This window comes from Vibrio sp. R78045, assembly GCF_042466085.1.
Classification (GTDB): domain Bacteria; phylum Pseudomonadota; class Gammaproteobacteria; order Enterobacterales; family Vibrionaceae; genus Vibrio; species Vibrio cyclitrophicus.
In genome coordinates, this window is sequence record NZ_JAXHBS010000013.1 from 742,524 (window position 1) to 764,741 (window position 22,218).

At 43.4% G+C, this 22,218-nt stretch carries 20 protein-coding genes; 10 read left to right on the top strand and 10 right to left on the bottom strand.

The window, feature by feature from the left end; all coding sequences use genetic code 11:
- Positions 1-32 precede the first annotated feature (32 nt).
- The 3 genes from SJY39_RS13950 to SJY39_RS13960 form a co-directional block, all read right to left on the bottom strand.
- On the bottom strand, positions 33-944 hold the full coding sequence (locus SJY39_RS13950; protein WP_032546019.1) for a LysR family transcriptional regulator: 912 nt from the start codon (positions 942-944) through the stop codon (positions 33-35).
- A 161-nt stretch (positions 945-1,105) separates the two neighbouring features.
- Complete coding sequence (locus SJY39_RS13955; RefSeq protein ID WP_010432992.1) at positions 1,106-1,942, bottom strand: SGNH/GDSL hydrolase family protein; 837 nt, start codon at positions 1,940-1,942, stop codon at positions 1,106-1,108.
- A gap of 87 nt (positions 1,943-2,029) precedes the next feature.
- Positions 2,030-2,542: an RNA methyltransferase gene (locus tag SJY39_RS13960; RefSeq protein WP_010432989.1), complete on the bottom strand. Its 513-nt coding sequence runs from the start codon at positions 2,540-2,542 to the stop codon at positions 2,030-2,032.
- A gap of 275 nt (positions 2,543-2,817) precedes the next feature.
- Between SJY39_RS13960 and SJY39_RS13965 the strand changes: the two genes are divergently transcribed.
- Positions 2,818-4,479: a methyl-accepting chemotaxis protein gene (locus SJY39_RS13965; protein ID WP_010432986.1), complete on the top strand. Its 1,662-nt coding sequence runs from the start codon at positions 2,818-2,820 to the stop codon at positions 4,477-4,479.
- Between the two features lie 132 nt (positions 4,480-4,611).
- Here the strand turns inward: SJY39_RS13965 and SJY39_RS13970 are convergent, their stop codons facing one another.
- Positions 4,612-5,481, bottom strand: a complete 870-nt coding sequence (locus SJY39_RS13970) for a LysR family transcriptional regulator (protein WP_010432983.1) — start codon at positions 5,479-5,481, stop codon at positions 4,612-4,614.
- 268 nt (positions 5,482-5,749) lie between these two features.
- Between SJY39_RS13970 and SJY39_RS13975 the strand changes: the two genes are divergently transcribed.
- Complete coding sequence (locus tag SJY39_RS13975; protein WP_010432981.1) at positions 5,750-6,097, top strand: DUF3316 domain-containing protein; 348 nt, start codon at positions 5,750-5,752, stop codon at positions 6,095-6,097.
- Between the two features lie 181 nt (positions 6,098-6,278).
- Here the strand turns inward: SJY39_RS13975 and SJY39_RS13980 are convergent, their stop codons facing one another.
- Positions 6,279-7,916: a methyl-accepting chemotaxis protein gene (locus tag SJY39_RS13980; RefSeq protein WP_010432978.1), complete on the bottom strand. Its 1,638-nt coding sequence runs from the start codon at positions 7,914-7,916 to the stop codon at positions 6,279-6,281.
- Between the two features lie 261 nt (positions 7,917-8,177).
- Between SJY39_RS13980 and SJY39_RS13985 the strand changes: the two genes are divergently transcribed.
- Entirely contained in the window at positions 8,178-8,603 is a 426-nt protein-coding gene (locus SJY39_RS13985) for a DUF3010 family protein (RefSeq protein WP_010432976.1), read from the top strand.
- Between the two features lie 62 nt (positions 8,604-8,665).
- Here SJY39_RS13985 and SJY39_RS13990 read toward each other — a convergent pair whose 3' ends face one another.
- Positions 8,666-9,565, bottom strand: a complete 900-nt coding sequence (locus tag SJY39_RS13990) for a DMT family transporter (RefSeq protein ID WP_016793197.1) — start codon at positions 9,563-9,565, stop codon at positions 8,666-8,668.
- Positions 9,566-9,689: 124 nt separating this feature from the next.
- Between SJY39_RS13990 and SJY39_RS13995 the strand changes: the two genes are divergently transcribed.
- Positions 9,690-11,117, top strand: a complete 1,428-nt coding sequence (locus tag SJY39_RS13995; protein ID WP_016793196.1) for a PLP-dependent aminotransferase family protein — start codon at positions 9,690-9,692, stop codon at positions 11,115-11,117.
- Positions 11,118-11,259: 142 nt separating this feature from the next.
- Here SJY39_RS13995 and SJY39_RS14000 read toward each other — a convergent pair whose 3' ends face one another.
- The 3 genes from SJY39_RS14000 to SJY39_RS14010 form a co-directional block, all read right to left on the bottom strand.
- Positions 11,260-11,808, bottom strand: a complete 549-nt coding sequence (locus SJY39_RS14000) for a carboxymuconolactone decarboxylase family protein (RefSeq protein ID WP_010432969.1) — start codon at positions 11,806-11,808, stop codon at positions 11,260-11,262.
- A gap of 342 nt (positions 11,809-12,150) precedes the next feature.
- Positions 12,151-13,119 (bottom strand): HTH-type transcriptional regulator YidZ, encoded by a 969-nt coding sequence (yidZ, locus tag SJY39_RS14005; protein WP_010432965.1) that lies wholly within the window; start codon positions 13,117-13,119, stop codon positions 12,151-12,153.
- Positions 13,094-14,305: an MFS transporter gene (locus SJY39_RS14010; protein WP_016767007.1), complete on the bottom strand. Its 1,212-nt coding sequence runs from the start codon at positions 14,303-14,305 to the stop codon at positions 13,094-13,096. The genes yidZ and SJY39_RS14010 overlap by 26 nt, the downstream gene beginning before the upstream one ends.
- 480 nt (positions 14,306-14,785) lie before the next feature.
- Between SJY39_RS14010 and SJY39_RS14015 the strand changes: the two genes are divergently transcribed.
- From SJY39_RS14015 to SJY39_RS14030, 4 genes are all read left to right on the top strand, one after another.
- Positions 14,786-15,949, top strand: a complete 1,164-nt coding sequence (locus tag SJY39_RS14015) for an amino acid permease (protein ID WP_016767006.1) — start codon at positions 14,786-14,788, stop codon at positions 15,947-15,949.
- A 224-nt stretch (positions 15,950-16,173) separates the two neighbouring features.
- The gene (locus SJY39_RS14020) at positions 16,174-16,482 is read left to right on the top strand and encodes a helix-turn-helix transcriptional regulator (protein WP_010432957.1); all 309 of its coding nucleotides are present in this window, start codon (positions 16,174-16,176) and stop codon (positions 16,480-16,482) included.
- A gap of 154 nt (positions 16,483-16,636) precedes the next feature.
- On the top strand, positions 16,637-17,977 hold the full coding sequence (locus SJY39_RS14025) for an aldehyde dehydrogenase (RefSeq protein ID WP_010432954.1): 1,341 nt from the start codon (positions 16,637-16,639) through the stop codon (positions 17,975-17,977).
- A gap of 9 nt (positions 17,978-17,986) precedes the next feature.
- Entirely contained in the window at positions 17,987-18,760 is a 774-nt protein-coding gene (locus tag SJY39_RS14030) for an oxidoreductase (protein ID WP_010432952.1), read from the top strand.
- A gap of 160 nt (positions 18,761-18,920) precedes the next feature.
- Here SJY39_RS14030 and SJY39_RS14035 read toward each other — a convergent pair whose 3' ends face one another.
- Positions 18,921-20,900 (bottom strand): methyl-accepting chemotaxis protein, encoded by a 1,980-nt coding sequence (locus tag SJY39_RS14035; protein ID WP_010432949.1) that lies wholly within the window; start codon positions 20,898-20,900, stop codon positions 18,921-18,923.
- A 401-nt stretch (positions 20,901-21,301) separates the two neighbouring features.
- On the opposite strand from SJY39_RS14035, the gene SJY39_RS14040 reads away from it, so the two are divergent.
- Together SJY39_RS14040 and SJY39_RS14045 are read left to right on the top strand one after the other, a co-directional pair.
- On the top strand, positions 21,302-21,475 hold the full coding sequence (locus SJY39_RS14040) for a hypothetical protein (RefSeq protein ID WP_010432946.1): 174 nt from the start codon (positions 21,302-21,304) through the stop codon (positions 21,473-21,475).
- A 153-nt stretch (positions 21,476-21,628) separates the two neighbouring features.
- Positions 21,629-22,213, top strand: coding sequence for a TetR/AcrR family transcriptional regulator (locus tag SJY39_RS14045; protein ID WP_010432944.1), 585 nt, complete (start codon positions 21,629-21,631; stop codon positions 22,211-22,213).
- The last annotated feature ends 5 nt before the right edge of the window (positions 22,214-22,218 follow it).

Sequence of the window (22,218 nt, forward strand, 5' to 3'; positions counted from 1 at the left end):
CTCTCAGCGAACAGTTCTTAGATAACAGCTTTTTACGAACAACTTTTAACTAACAAGCCCCCCTGCAGTGCGGAAATGAACTGCTTAGTCGCAATAGATTGTGGCGTATGTTCTGCACAGAGAGTCGATACCGAGAATTGTATGTCCGGCTGTAGTGACAACACACAAACCGAGTCGTCATGTTGATACTGCTCTGCCGTCCACGGATCCACAATCGCAAACCCGGCTTGGTATTTAACTAGTTCAGCAGCCGCGCTATATCCACGCACAGATATTGGACAATGATAATGTTCATCTCGCGCCACAAGGCTTTGATGCAACAGCAGCCCTAATGGGTCACGGCTATCGAGCCCGATGATTGGCAAAGGATAATTGATCAGATCATCGAGGGTTAATTCCAAGGGTAAATGATCAACCGTATTAGAAGGAGCCAAAACCTTGAGGGATTCGGTTAAGAGCGTTTCATTTAATATGGTAGGCGGTGCTTCGTCCCCAAACGCAATAGCAATATCAAGCTCATGCTTTAATAGCCCAGCGCACAGTTCATCACGGTTTGCTGTCAGCAACTCAAAAGAGAGATCTTGCTTACTGCCATTTTGCTCGCGAGACATTTGGGCGATTACCGGAGTCAGTAATTTAGTCGCTAAAATCGGCGGCGCACCAATACGTAAATGCTGATGGCCTTGCTTCACTTTGTTGGTCAAAGATCGAAACTGACCCAGTTGCTGATACACTTTTTCAGCTTCGGGCAACAAGGTTTTTGCCTCTACCGTTGGCACTAGTCTCCCTTTAACACGTTCGAATAAACCAAACCCGAGTTGTTGCTCGGTGTGCGCCAGAATACGGGTCACGTTAGGCTGAGACACATGCAAACTGCGCGCGGCTCCAGATACGGTTCCAGTCTGCATAATGGCGTAAAAGACTTCCAACTGTCTTAGGTTCAAATTGATGTCCTTATGGTTCACGAAACCAGTTTAGGCTTGGCTTTCTAGTATTGGCTAAGTTGTCTATCTGTTTAATTAGCTAGCTATCTATCCATTTGTCCATTTGTCCATTTATCCATTTATCCATTTATCCATTTATCCATTCTGCTATTTGCGTGAGTTTATTTTAATAACTCTTTTATCTTAGGTTGAAGTATCTCAGCCCAAACTTGATAAGCCTTAGCATTCAAATGCAAATCATCACAACTGTATTCATTGGATAGTAATTTATTCGGTGCTAGCACACGGTTTACATCCAAAAACTCGATATCATGTTGTTCGCAATAAGCCTGTAGTCTTTTGATGAGTTCTGAAACTTGAGGATTCAACCCTTGCAGTTTAGATCCTACATAAAGCGTTGATTGCACCAAGATTCGAATATCGTTTTCTTGCCATACCTTAAGCATATCAACATAGTTCTGATAGATATGCTCAACGCTGTAACCTTGTGCAAGATCGTTAATTCCCGCCATAAAACACACCAGCTTTGGCTTCACATTCAACGTGGTATCAATACGGCGCAACATACCGGTTGTGGTATCGCCTGCAAGGCCACGGTTGACCATTGATACATCACGGAAAATATCCGCCCACGGTGCCCATTCAGTAATCGAATCACCAAACATGACTAAGTCTGCATTCGGAGAAAAATGGCGATGATTATCTGATGTCATTATGTAACGGCTCATGCTGTGGCCTCGCTGTTGAATCTCAGATTGAAGTGCAATCGATTCGAGGATTTCACTATCTGGTGTAGTACTATCAAACTGAGCAAGTAACCCTTCGATGTGAGGCTTGAAAGGGCTAAGACGAGTACTTAGTTGATGCTGTTCTTTAAGGGAAGATAATCGCTCTAACAAAGCATATAGAGATTGGTTTTGACCGACTTCTTGGAATAACTGATATAAATCGAGGACAGGATGTTGTTGCAGTGCGGCAAGTAATTGCTTGTCTTCCATGGTGTTATCTAACCCTTCAATTATCTGATGATGAACTCAAGATAATATCCGATTGCGGACGGGATAGATAACACTAGAAGCAGAGAGTTACTTTTCTTTAACCAATAAGTGATTGCGATTATCACGGCTTCTCTTAATGAGATCGTTGCTCTCATCTATTTCATCTGACTTAGCAAGGCGGTCATAAAGCAAAACATTCACGGTTGCCGCTAAATTCATGCAACCAACCGTTGGCACATACACAACGTGATCCGCTCTATCGGCAACATCTTGAGAAATAGAACCGTCTTCAGGGCCAAAAATATAGATAGCGTTTTCTGGGTGTTTAAAACGCGGAAGTGGTGTTGCACCCTCAGCAAGTTCCACACACACAATTTGTGTTTCAGGCTCAAGGTCGTCTAAAAATGACTCAACACCAGTAAGCGGGATCGTACGCGCTGCGCTTTTAGTGTCGGTATGGAATTTAGCGGCTTTTTCGTAGCGTTGCCCTGTATATTTAACTTCGTCGACTTGATAACAACCAGCCGCACGCATAACAGCGCCAACATTCGTAGGACTCTTTGGGTTAGTTAAACCAATAGTCACATGGCTTTTGTTCATGAATCTTCTCACTTAACGAATAGACATAGCAGGGTGCTACAAAGCGTCGCATTCTAACAAAGCAATGTCGAATGCAAAAGCACATAAACGCACCAAATAACGACGTGCACTGCCCTTGATTACATAGGCCTGTGAGCAAGAAAACAGAACCACCTTCATATTTACCAAACAAATGCTATTTGGGATAACAATTAAACAACAAGTTCATTTACATTTTTAAATCACATTAATAATCTGTTGAAAACTGCATTGGACAATCGCACAGGAACCGTGACATGACCCTAACCATCAAAAACCGCCTCTATATTCTCTCTTTCATACCTTTGTTACTCATGGCGATTGGTATGATGAGCGTGACTTATATGAAGAGCACCGAGCTAACCGCACAACAAGTAGAATCGACGCGTAGCAATATGATGGCGATGAAAGAAAAAGAACTCAAAGCGTACCTGCAAATGGCCTACTCTGCGATCAGTCCATTTTTGGACAGAGGCGCAACGCTAGAAGAAGCTTTACCAACATTGAGAACATTAGAATATGGCGAATCTGGTTATATTTTTGGTTATGACTCGAAAGGTGTCCGAGTTGTGGTTGGTCAAAGTAACGATGGCATCGGTAAAAACTACTATGACCTTCAAGACAAGCAAGGCAACTACTTAATCCGCGACCTGATCAAGAATGCTAAATTAGGGGAATTCACGACTTACTATTTCCCGAAGCCGGGCCAATCTGTCGCGCTACCTAAACTCAGCTACTCAGTATTTGTGCCGCAGTGGGATTTGATGTTGGGTACTGGCTTCTACACTGATGACATCGACGCTGTTATTGCCGAAATGAAAGAAAGCTCAAATGCCGCGCTACAAAGCTCATTAACGGCTATCGCGATTTTCTGTGGCTTTATTGCCCTTATTGTCGCGATATTTGCTGTCGCGGTGAATCGCACTATCATGCAGCCACTTGAGCAGTTTGACCGCTCAATTAGTGCTTTTGCCAGTGGCGAAGCCGATCTCACGGCCCGAATGGAAGCATTCAAAGCCCCAGAATTCACCAAGCTTAGCGAAAATTTCAATGCCTTCGTTGCTAGCCTACAAACCATCATTCGCAGCGTAAGTGATGTTGGCCAGCAAGTTGTCGCTGAAACCAGCAGTATGTCTTCTCGTGCCGCACAGGTTGATGAGATTGCCAGTGGCCAACGTGAAGAAACTGAACAAGTCGCGACGGCAATGACCGAGATGACGACTACCGCACAAGAGATCTCGAGTAATGCGAGTCAAGCTGCGGATTCCGCGAAACAAGCAGAAAACAACGCTAAAGAAGCTCAACAGATTGTCAATGCGGCTGCAAACTCGGTTGCAGGCCTTGCCAGCGAAGTATCAGAAGCGAACACTGTGGTATCAAGACTAGAGGGTGATGTACAAAACATTTCGTCTTCATTGACAGTCATTCAAGACATTGCGGAACAAACTAACTTATTAGCATTGAATGCTGCAATTGAGGCCGCACGTGCCGGTGAACAAGGACGTGGATTTGCGGTGGTAGCTGACGAGGTTCGTAAGTTGGCAAGTCGAACCCAAGAAAGTACAGGTGACATTCACAAGATGATTCAACAGCTAAAAGCCGCTTCAGATGCTGCCGTAAAAGCCATGGATTCGAGCCAAAATCGAAGTGCTCAAACCGTGGAAGAAGCGAATGCCGCTGCTGCAGCACTGGCGAAAATTCAGGCGTCGATTGATACCATCATGGATATGAATTCACTGATTGCCACCGCGACGGAACAACAAAACATTGTAGGCCAAGAGATCTCACAACGTATCGTCGTAATCTCAGATCAAAGCTCGCAATCAGCATCGCTGGCGAATCAGAACCGCACTGGTAGCCAAAACCTAAACAGCCGCGCGAATGAGCTTTACCACTTGGTGGATCGCTTCACGGTCTAGGACATTTACGGTCTATTAAATAGCAAGTAAACGCAACTTAACGTTAAGACTTTTCACACTAAATAAAAACGGGCTTCAGAATCTCTAATCTGAAGCCCGTTTTTTTTATCGGTGGTAGCTTTAGATCATAAACTAATCCAATTGTTCAGAAAGAAAGTCTACTAACAATCGAACCTTAGAAGATAGGTTGCGATTTTGCGGATAAAGCGCCCAGATCCCCTCTTTATCGTCTCGATAGTCAGACAGTACTTCAACCAACCCTCCTGATTCTAGATCTTCACTTACGTAGTATTCAGGCAACTGTACCAAGCCAATGCTCTGCTTGGCTGCATCTAACAAGGCTAAACCACTATTGCACTTAATGCGCCCATTAACACGAACCGAACGAGGTCGGCCATTTTCTTTAAAACGCCAATGTTCGAAACCACCGACTAAACATTGATGATTGTTCAATTCAGAGAGCGTATGTGGCTCACCATACCGTTCAATGTACTCTGGGCTGGCACATACATAGAGTTGGCGTTGAGAGAGCTTCTTTGCCACCAGGCTTGAATCTTCTAAGCGACCAAGACGAATCGCTACATCAACACCAGAATCGATAAGATCAAGTTTTTGATTAGTCAGCATCAATTCAAGTTCTACCTGTGGATGAAGCTTTAAAAATTGATGTAACAGAGGCGCGAGTTGGCGCTCACCATAAGTCACAGGCGCGGTCACTTTAAGCAACCCTTTAGGTGTCGACTGCATCTGCGTGACCGCAAGTTCAGCAATTTCTAAACCTTCGACCAACAACTTACATTGTTGATAATAGAGTTGCCCAGCCTCTGTTAGGGAAACCTTACGTGTCGTTCGATTAAGCAGTTTTACTGCCAAACGTTCTTCGAGGTTTGCCACTCTACGGCTGATTTGAGCCACTGATGTAGCAAGCTTCTGCGCTGCACCAGTAAAGCTTTCACGCTCTGCTACTGCAACAAACTCACTTACCCCTTCCCAATTAGCCATGCCTTTACCTTATGCTAAACAACGGTTACCCATACAGTGTATTGAAGTTATAAATCAGTGTCACTTGCTTGATATGCTCTGTACATAAACCTTCGCTATCTGCAATCGTTCAAAACGATCTCAACCAAGCCCTGACATTTCTAAATATTTCTCACTGAACACTAACAAATTTAGTATTTCTTCTGACACTAGTCTTACCACTTCATTGATATGTTGGTTCTGTACCGCAACACAGGTACTTCAACAAAGAACAAAGTAAGGTACTCATATGAAAAAATTAATCATACTTGCATCAACTCTTGTACTCAGCACGACAGCGTTTGCAGCAACTAAAACAACGATTCAAGAAACAACGCTAAAATCTGATACTTTTGTTACTGAAGCGGAAGCATACGATGCAGGAACCAACCTTATGGATGAGCTAAGCACAAAGACATCTTTTGAGCTTTCTAGAGAACTGCCACAGTTCCAACAAACAACTAAGTACAATTCATTCAAGATTGATGATGCGAATATGGAAGTGAAAAAAATCACCAACATGAGCGGCGACACCCATTATCAAGCTAACGTAAAAGTTGACTACCGTTACACATATAAAGACGGTCGTAGCAGCTAATACTGACTAGATCGGCAAAGCACCTGCGTGCCTAAAATAAAACCCCGTATCTAAAAAGTCTTTATATAAAGAATGCTCGTATATAAAAATAAAGCCCGCACTCATTGAGTGCGGGCTTTTTAGTTGTCGCTACTCACTATAGATTGACCGTCTAGCCAGTAACTCTCTTGAACAGCATCTCTTAGACTTCGAATTGAGAAACCAAACCATCTAGCGCTTCACATTGCTCCGCCAAAGCCATACATGCGTTTTCTGCACTGTTCGCCATTTCCACCATTTGCATAGTGCTTTCAGCTATACGTTGAACGTTCTGGTTCACTTCTTCCGATACTTGAGATTGCTGAGAAGCCGCAGTTGCGATTTGCGTGTTCATCTCATTCATCATACCGATAGAGTTACGAATTTCACTCAATGACGACGCAGCTGTACTCGCTTGAACAATGGTTTTCTCGCCACTAACTTTACTTTCGTTCATCACGCTCACCGCTTGTTTAGCGCCAACTTCTAAGCGTTCAATCATCGACTGAATTTCACCCGTACTGTCTTGAGTTTTACTTGCCAAGGCTCTAACTTCATCAGCAACAACAGCGAAACCACGACCTTGTTCACCAGCACGTGCCGCTTCAATCGCAGCGTTCAATGCAAGTAGGTTAGTTTGTTCAGCAATGCCTCTAATTACACCAAGAATAGAAGCAATGTTCTTAACATCACTGTCTAGTTCATGAACAACACCACTCGCGTTTTCGATATCATGCGCCAAGCGCTCAATCGAACTCACCGTTAAGCCTAAAGTTTTATCTGCAGATTCCACTTCTCTATTTGCCGTATTGCTTGCAGAAGCCGCTTCTAACGCATTACCACTTACGGCAACGCTGGTTGCTTGCATCTCATGAACTGCAGCAGCAACTACTTCACTCTCTTTCTGTTGATTAGAAGAAAACTGAGCCACACCTTGAGTCAGTGATTTGATGTTTTCCATCTCAGAACGTACAGCGTTAGAAGTGGTAATAACCTGTTCGATGGTCACATGAATCTTGCCAACAAACTGGTTGAAAGCAGAGCTAAGTCGAGCAATTTCATCACTCCCCTCAACGCTCATACGTTGAGAAAGATCACCATCGCCAGAAGCAATTTCAACCATCGCTTTTTCAACATTTTGAATCGGTTTAACGATAAAGCGATTCGACAACCATAACGCGAAAGCAGCAGCCAGGATCGCCACACCCATGCCGACTTCAATGATCACCTTGCTTGATTCAATAGATTCATCGGCTTGTTGACGAAGTTCTTTCTGCTTCAATTCGATCAAGGTTCTGATGTCACGAAGTTGATCTCGAATAATCGCAAACTCAGCATCTAACGCAGGAGAGTAATCAATGTTGTATTGGTATGCATTCTCAGGGTCGGCAAACATAGGTTCGTGCAATGCCACCCACTTGCTCATCGCGTTAACAAGCTTTGATAATTCACCACGAGAAGATGGATCCAACACCCCTGCTTGATATAAGGTTTCGACACTTTGAAAACGAGGCACTGCTTTGTAAGCATTGTCTTTAAATTCAAACTTTTGGTACTCAATCGCCGCTTGGTCTTTTGCTAATAATAGACCTTGAGCAGAAGCGATAACTTGGTAAATATCACGATAGCCATCTTCCAAATTATCTAACACTGGCTGAACCACATTATTCAACTCATGGTTGATTGCAGCTTGAGCGTTAGATTTAAGAACATTAAGCACAGTAACAGTAGAAAAAACGATCACGATAACCATTAATGGGATCGCAATTTTACTCTTAATTGAAAGGTTGTTGATACTCATAAGGGGGCTTATAACCATACAATAAATAGGGACGCGCGCATAATATACAGTATCAATTTAAAAGCTAGCTAAAAGTTTGTGAACCTAGTCGCATAGCAAACGTTACCCTTGAATCGACTGTCTATTATTCAACCAAAGGTCAACATTAAAAAGTAGAGCCAAAGACATTTTTGCACTTATTTACCACAGACATGCTCAAATACTGGAGAAGTCATAGAAATAGCACCATAATGTACGGCTCAAAAGTAAATAGGTATGAACATGAAAATTTGTGGTGTTGAAATCAAAGGTAACGATGCTGTCATCTGTCTTCTTTCTCTGTCAGATGGTGTATTTAATATCCCTGATTGCCGAGTTTCTAAAGTTGCGATTAGCGACGCAAACGACACGCAGAATATGAAAGACTTTCAATTCTCTTTTGCAAAGTTGATGGAAGATTACCAAGTAGATAAAGTTGTAATTCGTCAACGCCAAACAAAAGGCAAATTTGCTGGCGGTGGCTTTGGCTTCAAACTAGAAGCAGCAATTCAACTGATCGACGGCCTAGACGTAACGGTTGTATCACCTGCTGACATCAAAGAGAGCCTAAAGCGCAACCCTCTTATGATGAAGTTCAAAGAGACTGGCCTTAAGCAATACCAAGAAGCACCGTTTACAACGGCTTACGCTTGCTTGATGCAGCGCTAATCAATAGACGCTAACCAATGATTAAAACGGAAAGAGCCTGAAGATTCAGGCTCTTTTTATATCTATCGATCAAGTGCTGCTTGCCTACGAACTTTTAGTAACTCTGGCTTTTTCACGACCAAATATACCGCTGTCGCTGACAACGCGAATCCCATTGCGCCGTAGATATCAAACGACTCTCCAAAAATAAGCCAAGCTTGAATTGCCGTCGTTGGTGGTACTAAATAAAACACCGATGCTACACTCGAAGAAGCCCCATGCTCCACCATGTACAACAACAACAGAATAGCAATGCAAGATAAGACAATCACTAACCAAGCTAACGTTAGTGTAAATTCAATAGTCCAATTCACATGCATGGTTTCGTAACGCACGGCGAAAGGTAAAAATAGCGAAGCCGCAGCAAGATATTGCACCATCGCACCACCGACCATGTCTGTCCCTTTGCAGAAACGCTTTTGGTACAATGTACCGACAGTGATACCCACCAGCGAAACCAAACACAACAACGTCGCCATGCCCTTTTGGTCATCAGATTGCCATTCAATATTGCCCATCAACACCAAACTAATACCCACAAAACCGAGGGCTAATCCTAGCCATTGTGCGAAATTAAAACGCTGCGAACTACAGCTGATCATAATCAATGCGGTAAGAATCGGTTGTAAGCCAACAAGTAGAGAACTCAACCCGGCAGGCATACCCATATCAATCGCCAGATAGGTGCCACCAAGGTAGAAACCATGAATCAAGATGCCGACCACACAAGCATGGAAGAATGCGCGACCAAGAGGGATACGACGCTTAAGGATTGCAATCAAAACCAAGAACAGCACCACGTTGGCTACCATCCTCAGTGAAAGTAATGTTGCGGGTTCCGCGTATTCCACACCAAGACGTGCACCGACAAAGCCTGACGACCACAATATTACAAACACAAACGGAATCATTTTAATCAGCATTACAAACCTCTGGTCAACTCTTCATCAATGCTGTTACCTTAGTTGGGTACAGATAACTAATAAAGATACAGATATAACACTTTAAATGGTTACAGATTGAGAGTGAGCAACGAGGGAGAAAAACGTGGAAGCAGAACTCAGCGGCAATAAATACCTTGCTACCGAACAACATATTAAGGCTCAGATCGATAAAGGACTCTTTCAACCAGACGATCGCCTTCCCTCAATTCGTCAATTAAGCGAGCAGCTTGGTGTGAGTAAAAATACCGTGATTCGCGCCTACCAAGAACTGGAAGCGACAGGCTGGGTTTATTCAGTACCTAAATCAGGCTATCGTGTGAAAGCGCCCAATACCACCAGCTGGGATGCACCAAGCCAACCTCAAAAAGTTGACCTCTTATCTGTCACTAAATCAGTTCTCTCTCGCCCCAAAGGTCGTTTAAAGCTTCTAGCTGGCTCTGCCCATCCCAACATCAATAACCCCGCAATACGAAGCTTGTACGCTGAGATCGGTCGCCACAGCCGATTGCAAACTCAGTTACCCGGTTACTACCAATTGCCTCCTGGTGACGAGCAATTAGTAAAACAATTGTTAAAGATCACCCACGATCTAGGCGTACCTGCGGGATCGAAAGAGATTGCGATTACGCATGGCGCACAACAGGCGATCAGTTTGGCTTTACGCGCGCTCACCAAACCGGGCGACATCGTGGCGGTAGAGTCACCGTGTTACTTCGGCAATTTGTTGTTGCTCGAGTCGCTAGGTTTAAAAGCCCTTGAAATACCAAGCAGTGTTAGCCACGGAATCGACATCCCTTCTCTACAAAGTGCACTGGATAAATGGGATGTAAAAACGCTAGTGCTAACACCAAACTTTACCAATCCAACGGGCTCACGGATGCCATTATCTAATCGAAAAACGCTGTTGGAGATAACCGGAACTTTGCCGATTATCGAGGATGATGTGTTTGGTAGCCTGGCGTTTGATGCACCTATTGCCAGCCTAAAAGAGCTTGATGACCAAGATCGAGTTATCTACGTGAATTCGCTCTCTAAAACCTTAGACTCACGCCTACGTATAGGTTGGTTGCTCTCGGGGCGTTACCAAGCTCAAGTCGAAAAATATCTCCTTTGTGACAACATGGGGAGCTCAAACCTGATGCAATCCGCAGTAGGTCAGTTTCTCACTACAGGCAAATACCGCAGTCATCTTTCTAAAATTAAACGACTCTATCAAACCAATCAAAAGCAGTTCCAAAGCCTATTAATCCATGCATTAGATAGCTACCCTCACCTTGTCGGGCGTTACCACCTATCAAAACCTGAAGGCTCATTTTTAAACTGGATAACACTACCGGAATCGGTCGACAGTTATTCCGTCTATCAAGATTGCTTAAAACATAAATTAGGTATTTTACCTGGTACTGTCTTTGGCACACACGACCAATACAAACACTGTTTGCGCTTCACGGTCGCGAACATTGAAGAGAACAAAGATTGGAAAGAAGGGATAGTGACACTGGCTATGATCATCGCTAAACATACACATTAACCGTTCACTTTCCTCAATTAGAACTGACACCAACAAAAAAGCCCCACTCAACCAAGCGGGGCTTTCACTATATCCATAGCCAAAGGTTAATTAGCGTAGCCTTCAAGCAACCTACTCTCTAAGCAAGTTGATATTTAAGCGATTAACCTTCCCAAGCAAACTGTTCAAATACTTTGTCTACTGGTGTTTGAGCAACGTGGTTTACGTAGTTACTGATCACTTTCTGCGACAAGCCAAGAATCACTTCTAGCACTTGTTGTTGACCGTAACCCGCAGCGAAAAAAGCTGCCATTTCACTTTCTGGCACATTGCCACGATTACGTACCATACTTAGCGTGAAATCATGCAGTGCTTGAAGTTTTTCAGTTGGCAGTGCAGCACGGTTACGCAGTGCTTCGGTAATCGCTGGGTCTACATTCATTGAATGTGCGATACCCGTATGTGCAGGAACGCAGTAGTGACACTCATGTTCAACGTTGATAGTTTGCCATACCACTGTCAGCTCATCGGCATCAAAAGATGACTCATTAAATGCTTGATGAAGCTGTGTGTAAGCTTTCAGAGTATTTGGTGATTCAGCCATCACACCAAAAAGACCAGGAACTCGGCCCATTTGTTTTACTGCACCCTCAAGAATAGGTTTGCTTTGTTCTGGTGCTGATTCTACTGAATGAATTTTAAAGTTGCTCATGTTCTATTCCTTTCGATTCTTTATCTTAATTTGGTTCACAATCGGAGTGATATGAGACTGTTCTCCGTTGGCGTGAAAACAATATAGAACAAACAAGAACGATCGTTCAAGTTTTATTTTGAACATTCGTTCAAATAGGCTGAATTTATCGAATCAACAATTATGGAATAACTATATTCATTTGAACAGTTCTAACTCTAACTGCATGATTTAAAATGAAAAACCAACCAGGTAACACCTGATGGGTTTTGTTCTAAGTCTGAATTATTACTTAAATCAACGCTCCAATATTAACGGCACAAGCCCTCAGGTGATCTAATCACATTTAATCTCATCACAAGGTTAGACATTTTCACCTTCAAACTGGTAAAGATCTCTAAGCGTGTCTTTTAGCCATAGAACGATTGGGTTATAAGCATTGCGTTTATGCCAAATCATGGTGAACGGGATTAGCAGCTTTTTGGCATTCTCTTCATCTAGAGGAATAGGCAGACAAGTAAGATTAGGATGAAGTTGTTCAACGTAACGTCGGCAGTAATTCGGTGCCACGGTAGTCATGGTGTGGTTTGACTGAGCCGCCATAAACAAAGACTGCTCAAAACCCGCTAGCGTAAGTGCGATATGTCGGTCGAGTTGCAAATCTGTGAGAATTTCATCCAACGCCCATGCTTCACTTTTCTCCCACACAATATTGATGTGAGGGTATTTGAGGAAAGCCTCAAGGTTCCACTCTTCTTGCAAGGCTGGGTGGTCTTTTCTCAGATACACCACGGGCAAATCGTGGAACAGCACCTCGAAATCAATGAAGTATGGCAGTGCGTCTAGAGATTCTTTCGAACGTGGGTGGCTTTCTCGCCCTGAAAATCCAATATCAGATTCGCCACGTACGATGGAATCTATCGAATCGTAATCCCAATTACGCATTTTAATCTTCGCATTGGGATAACGTTGATACACACTTTGCGTCAATTCGTTCAGCATGATCAATGATAACGGAGATTCAGCTTCTAAGTTTAAACGTAAATCCTTTGGGGCATCGTCGCCACGAGTAGTGAGTATTTGACTACCAATCTGCAACCAGTCTTGAAGATCTTTCACCATGCTCAGTGCAAGTGGTGTTGGCGTTAAGCCCCTCGGCGTTTTCACAAATAGAGGATCATCGAACCAGTCTCGCAGCTTAGTCAGTGATTTGCTTACCGTTGAAGGCGTTACGTTAAGCTTTTTGGCAGCTTTTGAAACACTCTGTTCTTGCAACAGCAATTGCAGAGTGAATAACAAATTCAGATCAAGACGGGCTAGTGGCTTCTTCATAATCACTTTTTACTTGGGAAGGACTTATCCATAGTATTAGAGCAATACTGATAACTCCACCAGCAGCCAATATAAATACCAACATATTCAATGCACTTAGCCCGATAACGCCCATAAGCCAGATAAACAGTGCTGAAGTACATACTTGGGAAACTCCGAGTATTGAACTTGCCACACCTGCGCGCTGTGAATAACAGCTCAATGCTTGGCTCATCGCGACACCAAAACCCAATGAGAAGCCGCCGCACACAAAAGCAAAGCCCAACAACGTCACGTAATGCCCTAACCCACCATCAATCGATGCGAGCAACAAGATAGCCGCAACGACAAAGCAAACTTGTGAAGTCAGCATTAAGTTCTTTTGCTTAAACACATTCAAAGCAAATGGTGCAGAGAATGACACCAACATACTCACCAATGCGGTTAATGCCATAGTGTAAGAATACTGACCTCGGTCGAAGCCAAGCTCTGTCATAATCAACAGTGGAGAGACATTCACATAAGTGAGAATTGCGGTCACTCCTAGGCTGGTCATGATCACTCGGCTGATAAACAACGGGTCTTTGAACGTTTCAGTTGAAGTCGGTTGAAATGTCTCAGATAAAGAAGCTTTCGCTAACACCGACCCTATAACTTTAGGTTTAGTCTCTTTTAGCACGAGCACCGACAACAAACACACCACCACACCCATGCTCGCCATGGTCGTGAACAAACTCGGCCACGGGTAAACCGTCATGATTAAGTGGCCAATCACAGGCGCAAGCACTGGTACGATGCAGGTAATGCCATTCATCATCGACAGCACCTTAGCGCGTTTTTGGTCATCCAATACATCTCGCAAGATAGCGAACGCCACCACATAACAAGAGCCAGCCCCCACACCTTGAAAGAAACGCACGAGAAGAAATGGTTCTGCACTGGTCACAACACCGCCGAACATCGAAGAGGTAGCAAAGACAATTGCACCGAAAATAGCGACAGGTTTTCTTCCTACACTGTCGGCAAATTTACCGGCAAACAACATGGTGGTTGCCATTCCTGCGAGATAAATAGAGAACGCGGCATGAAGCTGAGCCTCAGACGCATTTAGGTCCGCGGCAATTTGAGGCAACCCAACTAAATACAAATCAATAGCCGTCGGATACAAGAGAACAAGCGTAAAACTACAAAATAGAAAACGGTACATAACACCCCCACATAATTGGTGTGAGGATAATAAGAGCGAAACGCCAAACTACCGAGTGGCATCTACGACAACAGATCTTTCCATTTACGACAAACCATAATGCTACAACTGGATCCTCTCCTTCTTGACGCTCACCAATTAACTCTCATCAGATAAAGAAATAAGACAAGACTCCATAAAAGAAGCGAGGTTTGACTGGCTTTCACTTAAATTAATGCATCCATTAAACATCCGTATCAAGCGAATTACTAAACGGCTATTAATTTGAAAAAGTTATCAAAAAGCTAAAATAAATCACAAGGTGAATACCAAAAATCACCAACCATATACACCACAAATTCCTCTGAAATGATTTTAGAAAAATTCAAAAATTATTAGTATTTAACCCCTAACTTTAGTGAGTAATTTGATAGTCTTGGCAACAAATATTTACAATCCAACTAAAAATTAATTGGGTACCTCGAGGTTGTTTTCTTGAATATGAAATTATTCGGTAGTTCTTTGATTCTGTCAGGAACTGCATTAGGGGCTGGTATGCTTGCCATTCCCATGGTCCTGGCCCAATTTGGCTTCATGATCAGCTCTGCGCTGATGCTACTTATCTTTATCGGCACCACTTACTCAGCTCTTCTACTGGCAGAAGCGTGCACTAAAACTAAAGACAACAGTGGAATGAGCAGCGTTGCTTACCTAACTCTGGGCAGCAAAGGTAAACACTTTATCAATGCACTCTTTTACCTGCTGCTGGTATGCATGCTGATCGCTTATATCTTGGGTGTTGGCGATATCATTCATAAGCAATTGCTCGATGTGGGCGTAGACATCTCTGCATCGGCTGCTTATACCGTTTTCAGCCTATTAATGGGTGTGATTGTGGTAGCGGGTAAATCGTATATCGACAAGTTAAATCGCAGTTTATTCATCATGATGGTGGTGATGCTATTTATTGTTATCGCCTCTTTGTTTAGCAACATTCGCCTTGATTACCTGACTCAATCCAGCAAATACACGGCTAACGATGTGGTGCAATACAGTGCGGTTATCTTTACTAGCTTTGCCTCTATGGTGGTGATCCCGTCCCTGGTTATCTACAACCGAGAAGCGACTCAAAAACAGATCCGCAATATGATTCTGCTGGGCTCGGTGATTCCACTAATCTGCTACCTAACTTGGTTATTTGCGATTATCGGCAACCTTGGCACAGATGCAATCAGCCAATTCCATAATATTTCAGAACTGATCTCAGCGTTTAGCGGACAGTCTGCTTGGCTGAAAGTCGTGATTGCTTTGTTCTCAGCATTGGCATTGGTGACCTCTTTCCTTGGTGTGTCGATGGCACTTTACGACCAAAACAAAGATGCCGTCACCAATAACAAACTGCTAGCTTACGCTCTGACCTTTGTATTGCCTTTGGCACTCGCTGAACTGTTCGCGAGCCAGTTTGTGAGCATGCTGGATTATGCGGGCATGGTATTGGTGTTCTTAGCTATATGGGGCCCTCTCGCGATGGTAGTTAAGGTTCGTAGACCTGATTTCCCTCACCTTCAAACTGAAGGCAGCTATACTGCAGCCGGTGGCGACACGGCACTTATCGCAACATTCGGTTTTGGTGCTCTGATCTTTATATCTTGGTTCATGAGTTAGCCCCCAAACGAATGACATACCGACTGTCATTTAAACGATAGTCGGTACCAAAAAGCCTTGAACATAGAACGAGAGCCTAGAGCTTAACTATGTAAATCAACACGCCGACGATAAACATGAATGCCATTCTTACCTCAATGTAGAGAAAGCAGGATATCGAGATATTGCGATATCTTACTTTAAAGAGTATATTTCACGTTAGTCGAAAACAGCAGCCAAACGCCATGTCAGATATGAATGAAGTTTTAAAGTCAATCAACAACCCAGTACGAAGGGATATTCTACACTGGCTAAAGTCACCGCATGAGCACTTTAACCTAGAGAAACAACTCGTTGATACCGACGTTGAAGGGGTATGTGTCAGCATTATTCAAGAGAAAAGTGGCTTATCCCAATCGACCGTCTCGTCTTATCTTTCTAACTTGCAACGTGCAAAGCTGGTTACTTCAAAACGCATTGGCTCGTGGACGTACTACAAGCGTAATGACGAATACATCGAGAAGTTTTTAAAAGAGTTATCTAACTCACTCTAACAAGCAGAATCAAAACAGACTGGGTGGATAACGCCGCCCATTTTAATCTTGTCTATTTTTAGAAGATTAGATATCGAAATTTCTCAATATCTAGCTATGTAGATATGTAATTAAATAGAAAAAATATACGAAAAATTAAACGGAGTTGGTAAACATGAGCAAGTCTATTCAATCTTTTAATCCTAGTAATGGAGAACTGCTTGGTGAAGTCAATAGCGCCTCTAGAGATGAAGTCGTTCAAACGATCCGCCAGTCAAAGTCAGCACAAAAGGTATGGAAAAAACTCCCGATAAATGAGCGCGTGCGAACCATTATTAGAGCTTACCAACACCTTGATCAGTATGCAGATTCCCTCTCAGAACTACTTGCTCGCGAAATGGGTAAAGATATCCGACGCGCCACTGGTGAAGCAACAGGCGCAATTTACATGGGGCAGCATTATGCAGAAGAAGCACACCGCGCGCTCAACACTCGCAAATTGTCAGGGTCAACAGAGCTTCAATACCGCCCACTAGGTGTTGTCGGAGTTATATCTCCTTGGAACTACCCTGTGATGATGGCAAACAACCTCATTGTGCCAGCACTGGTCGCGGGCAATAGCGTGATTTTAAAACCTTCAGAAGAAACGCCTCTCATCGCTGAAGCATTCTTTGGTGAGCTGCAAAAACACCTACCCGAAGGCGTATTAACAATTTTGCATGGCGACCGAGAAACTGGTGAGGCATTAGTCGAAGGCGACATCCAAATGATCGCGTTCACTGGCTCAAAAGCAACAGGCCAAGACATCATGCGACGCGCAGCGAGCAAGGTAAAACGCTTGGTCATGGAGCTAGGTGGCAAAGACCCAATGATAGTGATGCGTGATGCCAACCTAGAACAAGCAGCTCGCTTTGCCGTCGCAGGCAGCTTTGAGAACTCAGGACAAATGTGTACTTCGATTGAACGTATCTATGTTGATGATCGTATCGCTGAAAAATTTGAACAACGTGTCACCGAGATCGCCAACATGTACCAGATTGGCCCGTGGGATATGCCTAACGTAAACATAGGACCGATCATCAATGCCACGCAGCATGGAAAAATCGTTGAACAATTAAAAGACGCACAACAAAAAGGGGCAACTTTCCTTCTAGGCGGGATTGAACAACCAGATCGTTATATCCGTCCTACTGTTATCACTGGAATGACTCCTGAAATGAAGTTAGAAACAGAAGAGACTTTTGGACCAGTGGTCGCTATCACTCGCTACTCCAACATTGATGATGCAATCGAACGTGCTAATGCCAGCGAGTATGGATTGGGAGCTGTGGTATTCGGCAACCAAGGTGCCAACGAGGTTGCTGATGAACTTGACGCTGGCATGGTTGGCATCAATCAAGGTCAGGGCGGTAGTGGTGACGCTCCCTGGGTTGGTGCGAAACAGAGTGGCCTTGGCTACCACGGTTCAGTAGATGGTCATCGTCAATTTGCTCAAGTGAAAGTAGTTTCAAAATAAGGATTCATAATGAATAACGAACAGAAATTCTACGTTGTTAGACGAGAAGCAGGCACTCAGTGCAGTGACCTACCAGTCTGGGCACCAAAATCGGCTAATCCATTTTCACTTAATGACAGCGTCAGCGCAGTATCACGCATTGAAGTAAACAATGTACCTGGAGCTTTCCAGCTAAGAGATGTACTTCTTCCTGAAGAGGTTAAGCGGATACTTGATGAAGCGAACCAACTTGGTTTCACAGAAGATGCCGCAGTTTCATTGCCAAGAGAAATACGCCATAACCGAAACCTCAACCTGATCGCCGATCCTAAAACACTCGAAATCATCTGGAACCGATGCAAAGATCATTTCGTTGATAAGTACGACCATTTTGCTGGTGTGAAACCACTTGGAATCAACGGTCGTTTTCGATTTTATCGCTACGATGAAGGGGATTTCTTTAAAATGCACACCGATGGCTCTTGGCCCGGTAGTCAAGTTGTCGGTGGAGAACTGATCGATGACTCTTTTGGCGACCGTTGGAGCATGTATACTTTCTTGCTTCTATTGAGTGATGATTTCGTCGGTGGTGAAACCCAATTCATGGTTAACCGTGACGACCCGAGTAAGCCTGCTCGTCGTCAAAGGCATGAGAATGCGGATATAGAATCGGTTAAAACACCTAGTGGTAGTGTCCTATGTTTTCCTCACGGTACTCACCCTGCCCATTGTATACACGGCTCAGCACCAATACTTTCTGGGACTAAATACATTATTCGTACTGACGTATTGTTTGAGCTTTAACTTGTCGTTTTTATAAAGCGCAGTCTTAGCCGCTTCAACCCTAAAAAATGTCCCGCACTAAGCGGGACATTTCGTTATGTAAGATAGCTCTTAACTCTTAACTTTAAGCCATTAGCCATTAGCCATTAGCCATTAGCCATTAGCCATGATCTCGGAAAAATTAACTCTTAAACGTATTCGAGAGTTCTTTTAGTGATGTTGCCAATTCTGCTTGTTCTTTCGCTGTCGCCGCAATTTGAGTCGCGCCCGTCGTAGATTCTGTCGACTTCTGCTCTACCGCCACTACGTTCTGAGCAATGTCTTGTGTCACTACCGCTTGCTCTTCTGTTGCCGTTGCAATCTGCTCTGTCATACTGAATATCTCGCTCACAGCACCAGAAATATCTTGTAGCGTTTGTTCTACGTCTCGCGAATCTTCAACCGCTCTTGATGACATTTTTTTACTGTTATCAATCACATTGAACGCTGTTTGTACATCAGACTGTAGCGAACTAATGAAGCCTTCAATTTCCAACGTCGACTCTTGAGTGCGTTGAGCCAATGTACGGACTTCATCAGCTACAACAGCGAAACCACGACCTTGTTCACCAGCACGAGCCGCTTCGATCGCAGCGTTTAGCGCCAACAAGTTTGTTTGATCAGCAACCGACTTAATCACATCGATCACGCTATTAATATTATTACTGCTTTCGTGTAGATGAGTAATTTTCTCAGCTAAGCCGTTAATCTCAGACGCTAAGATTTCAATCGATTCATAAGAGTGTTGGACCGTGCTCAAGCCCTCTTGTGACTGTTGATCCACCATTTTCGCCGAAGTCGCCGTTTGCTGCGTTTTAGCCGCGACTTCATTCACGGTTGCCGAAAGCTCCTCAGTTGCCGTTGCAATCAGCCCAATTTGGTTTTGTTGCTCAACCAAGGTATTGGAGTTGTATTGGCAAGTTTGCGCCGTCTCTTCTGCTGCCGAAGCGAGTGTTAAGCTCGATTGAGACAAGTTGTCGATCACCTGCGAGAACTTCTCTAAAGTTTCGTTAAGCGATAAAGATATCTGGCCAAGCTCGCTGCTACCTACGTAAGTCGCACGAACTGTCAAATCATTATCATCACGAACTTTTGAAAGCACTAAAGTAAGGTCTTTCACTCGTGTGGTTAGATCGGTTATAGCCTTGAAGCTAACAAAAGTTGCAAACAAAGTAATCACAACAAACATCGCGATACTCGCCATCATGGCAGTCTGCGCTTCTGTCGTTTTTTGTTCCGTGAGTGCGATCAGTGAATCAGCTAACTGGTTCTCTGTTTTCTTCAACTGAACAATACGCGCCGTTGATTGTGCAAACCAGTAAACAGGGTCAACATCAAAACCACTCATTTTCGATTGTGCAAGCTGTCGAAGTTTTTCAACTTCTGCGACAGATCGATCATTCAATTGTTGCTCAAAAAAACTCACATTGCTTGGGGTGCTCAGCACTTTAAAGTTAGAGAAATAGGTATTTTGCTCAGTCATTAAAGAGATAAACCTCACAAGCATACCCGGGCCAAACTCATTTTTAGAGAAGGTATTATTGAGTACAGCACGTTCAATACCAGCACGCTCTTTGCCTTGCAAGAAGTTGTAGTAAGCGATGGTTTCTGTAGTAATGGTGGCATCCGAACTCAACTCTGCAATCAATGCCGATACGCTCAATAACTTTGCGTTAAGTTGAGTGTAGTAACCTAGAGCCTCAGAAAGTGGGATAGATTGAGAGTCGACTCGATTACGAATAGAAGTGATCTGATTGAGGCTTCGGCTGATTTCTGTATTCAACTTTGTGATTTGCGGTAAATCGATATCAGCCGACTGCCAATATTCGCTTCTCTGGTCACGTCGAGTATCCGCACTTGCTCTTTGTGAACGTAGTTCACTGACAAACTGAGTACCCTGTGAGCCGATAAAACCGGCAGTCATTCCACGCTCTTTCTGTAACTCGTGCACTAATTCACTGTATACAACCGACAAACGCGTCAGTTGGTTTAATGATGACATTTCACTGGTGGTCTCTACGCCTTTTGATATCGCAGAAACACTAAGCCATAGAAAGCCTAAGATCGGCAAAATAAGCAAAGCGATGATTTTTTGCTTAAAAGACATATCGGTTAATTTCATTTTTATTCCCTAGCAGCTAACAAATCTCTTTCTGGTTGTAATTAGACACACTTATATATCAATGTGCCCTTGTTGAGATCATATAATTATTCAGTTTTAGTAATTACCATTCCCTATCGGCGGCAATCGATAAACCTAACACTTAACCTTGTAGAACTCATTGACTTGTTTATAAAACTGTTAGCTATGCAACTTAAGCGGAAAACAAATACGATCTTCAACATTTTTCCGGCGCAAGTGACTGAAAATTGACAGATTTTACATAACCACAAAGTGGTAGACCACACTAACTGTACAAGCCTTATCAAGCTATGTCCTCACGACCGTCTATATATTCAACATCAACTATGTATAATGCCGAGCTCGTAAAATTAACGTAGATGCATAATTAGAGGTTTTTTATGGATTGTCCTGCTTGCGAACAAAACATTGGATGGGAATGGGTAGAAGAGGCAGCAATTGAACCCAACGAAGAATTCAACTGCCCAGAATGCGATGAAATTTTAATGTATACCATTGATGAAGGCACCTATTACGGTGCGCAACATAAAACCGTAGAAGTTGTTGACGCATAAATTGCAGCCTGCAGTTACACACTAGCCATTTTGTTTCAATCATTTAGCAAATAACTAGACTAAGCAGCCTGTTTTCTTACTGGTGTGGCTTTACTAGAACGAGCGTTCAGCATAAAATATTGAGTATGTGTTCAGTTTAATGAAGTAGATGTTATGGCTAAAACGGCAAAGTTCGATAGACAAGATGTAGTAGACAAAGCAACTAACCTGTATTGGGAAAAAGGCTTTCACGCAACATCTATGCGTAACCTACAGGACGTGATTGATATGCGCCCGGGAAGCATCTACGCGACTTTTGGCAGCAAAGAAGGACTGTTTAAGGAAACTCTTGCTCGCTATACCGAACTTGGCATCCTCAATCTGAACCGCTTTCGCAATGAAACTGACTCGCCCATTCAAGCACTCGAAAACTTTGTAAGACGCGTTGTTGTCGAGTCTAAACAGAGTTCACCTAACGGCATGTGTATGCTGGCAAAAACGGTTGCTGAACTCACTGATGAACATTCAGAATTATTGGAAGAAGCAAAGAAATCACTAAAGATCATGGAAGGTGAATTTGCTAAAGTGATTGCGGAAGCACAAGAGCTAGGTGAGATAAGCAAAGAGCGAGAACCGGCTCAACTTGCTCGACATGTTCAGGTTCAAATCGCCGGCTTGCGTACCTACGCAAAAACCTGTGACGATATCGATTTACTCAATTCAATGGTTGAAGACGTATTTAAATACCACCCTTTTTAGCGTCT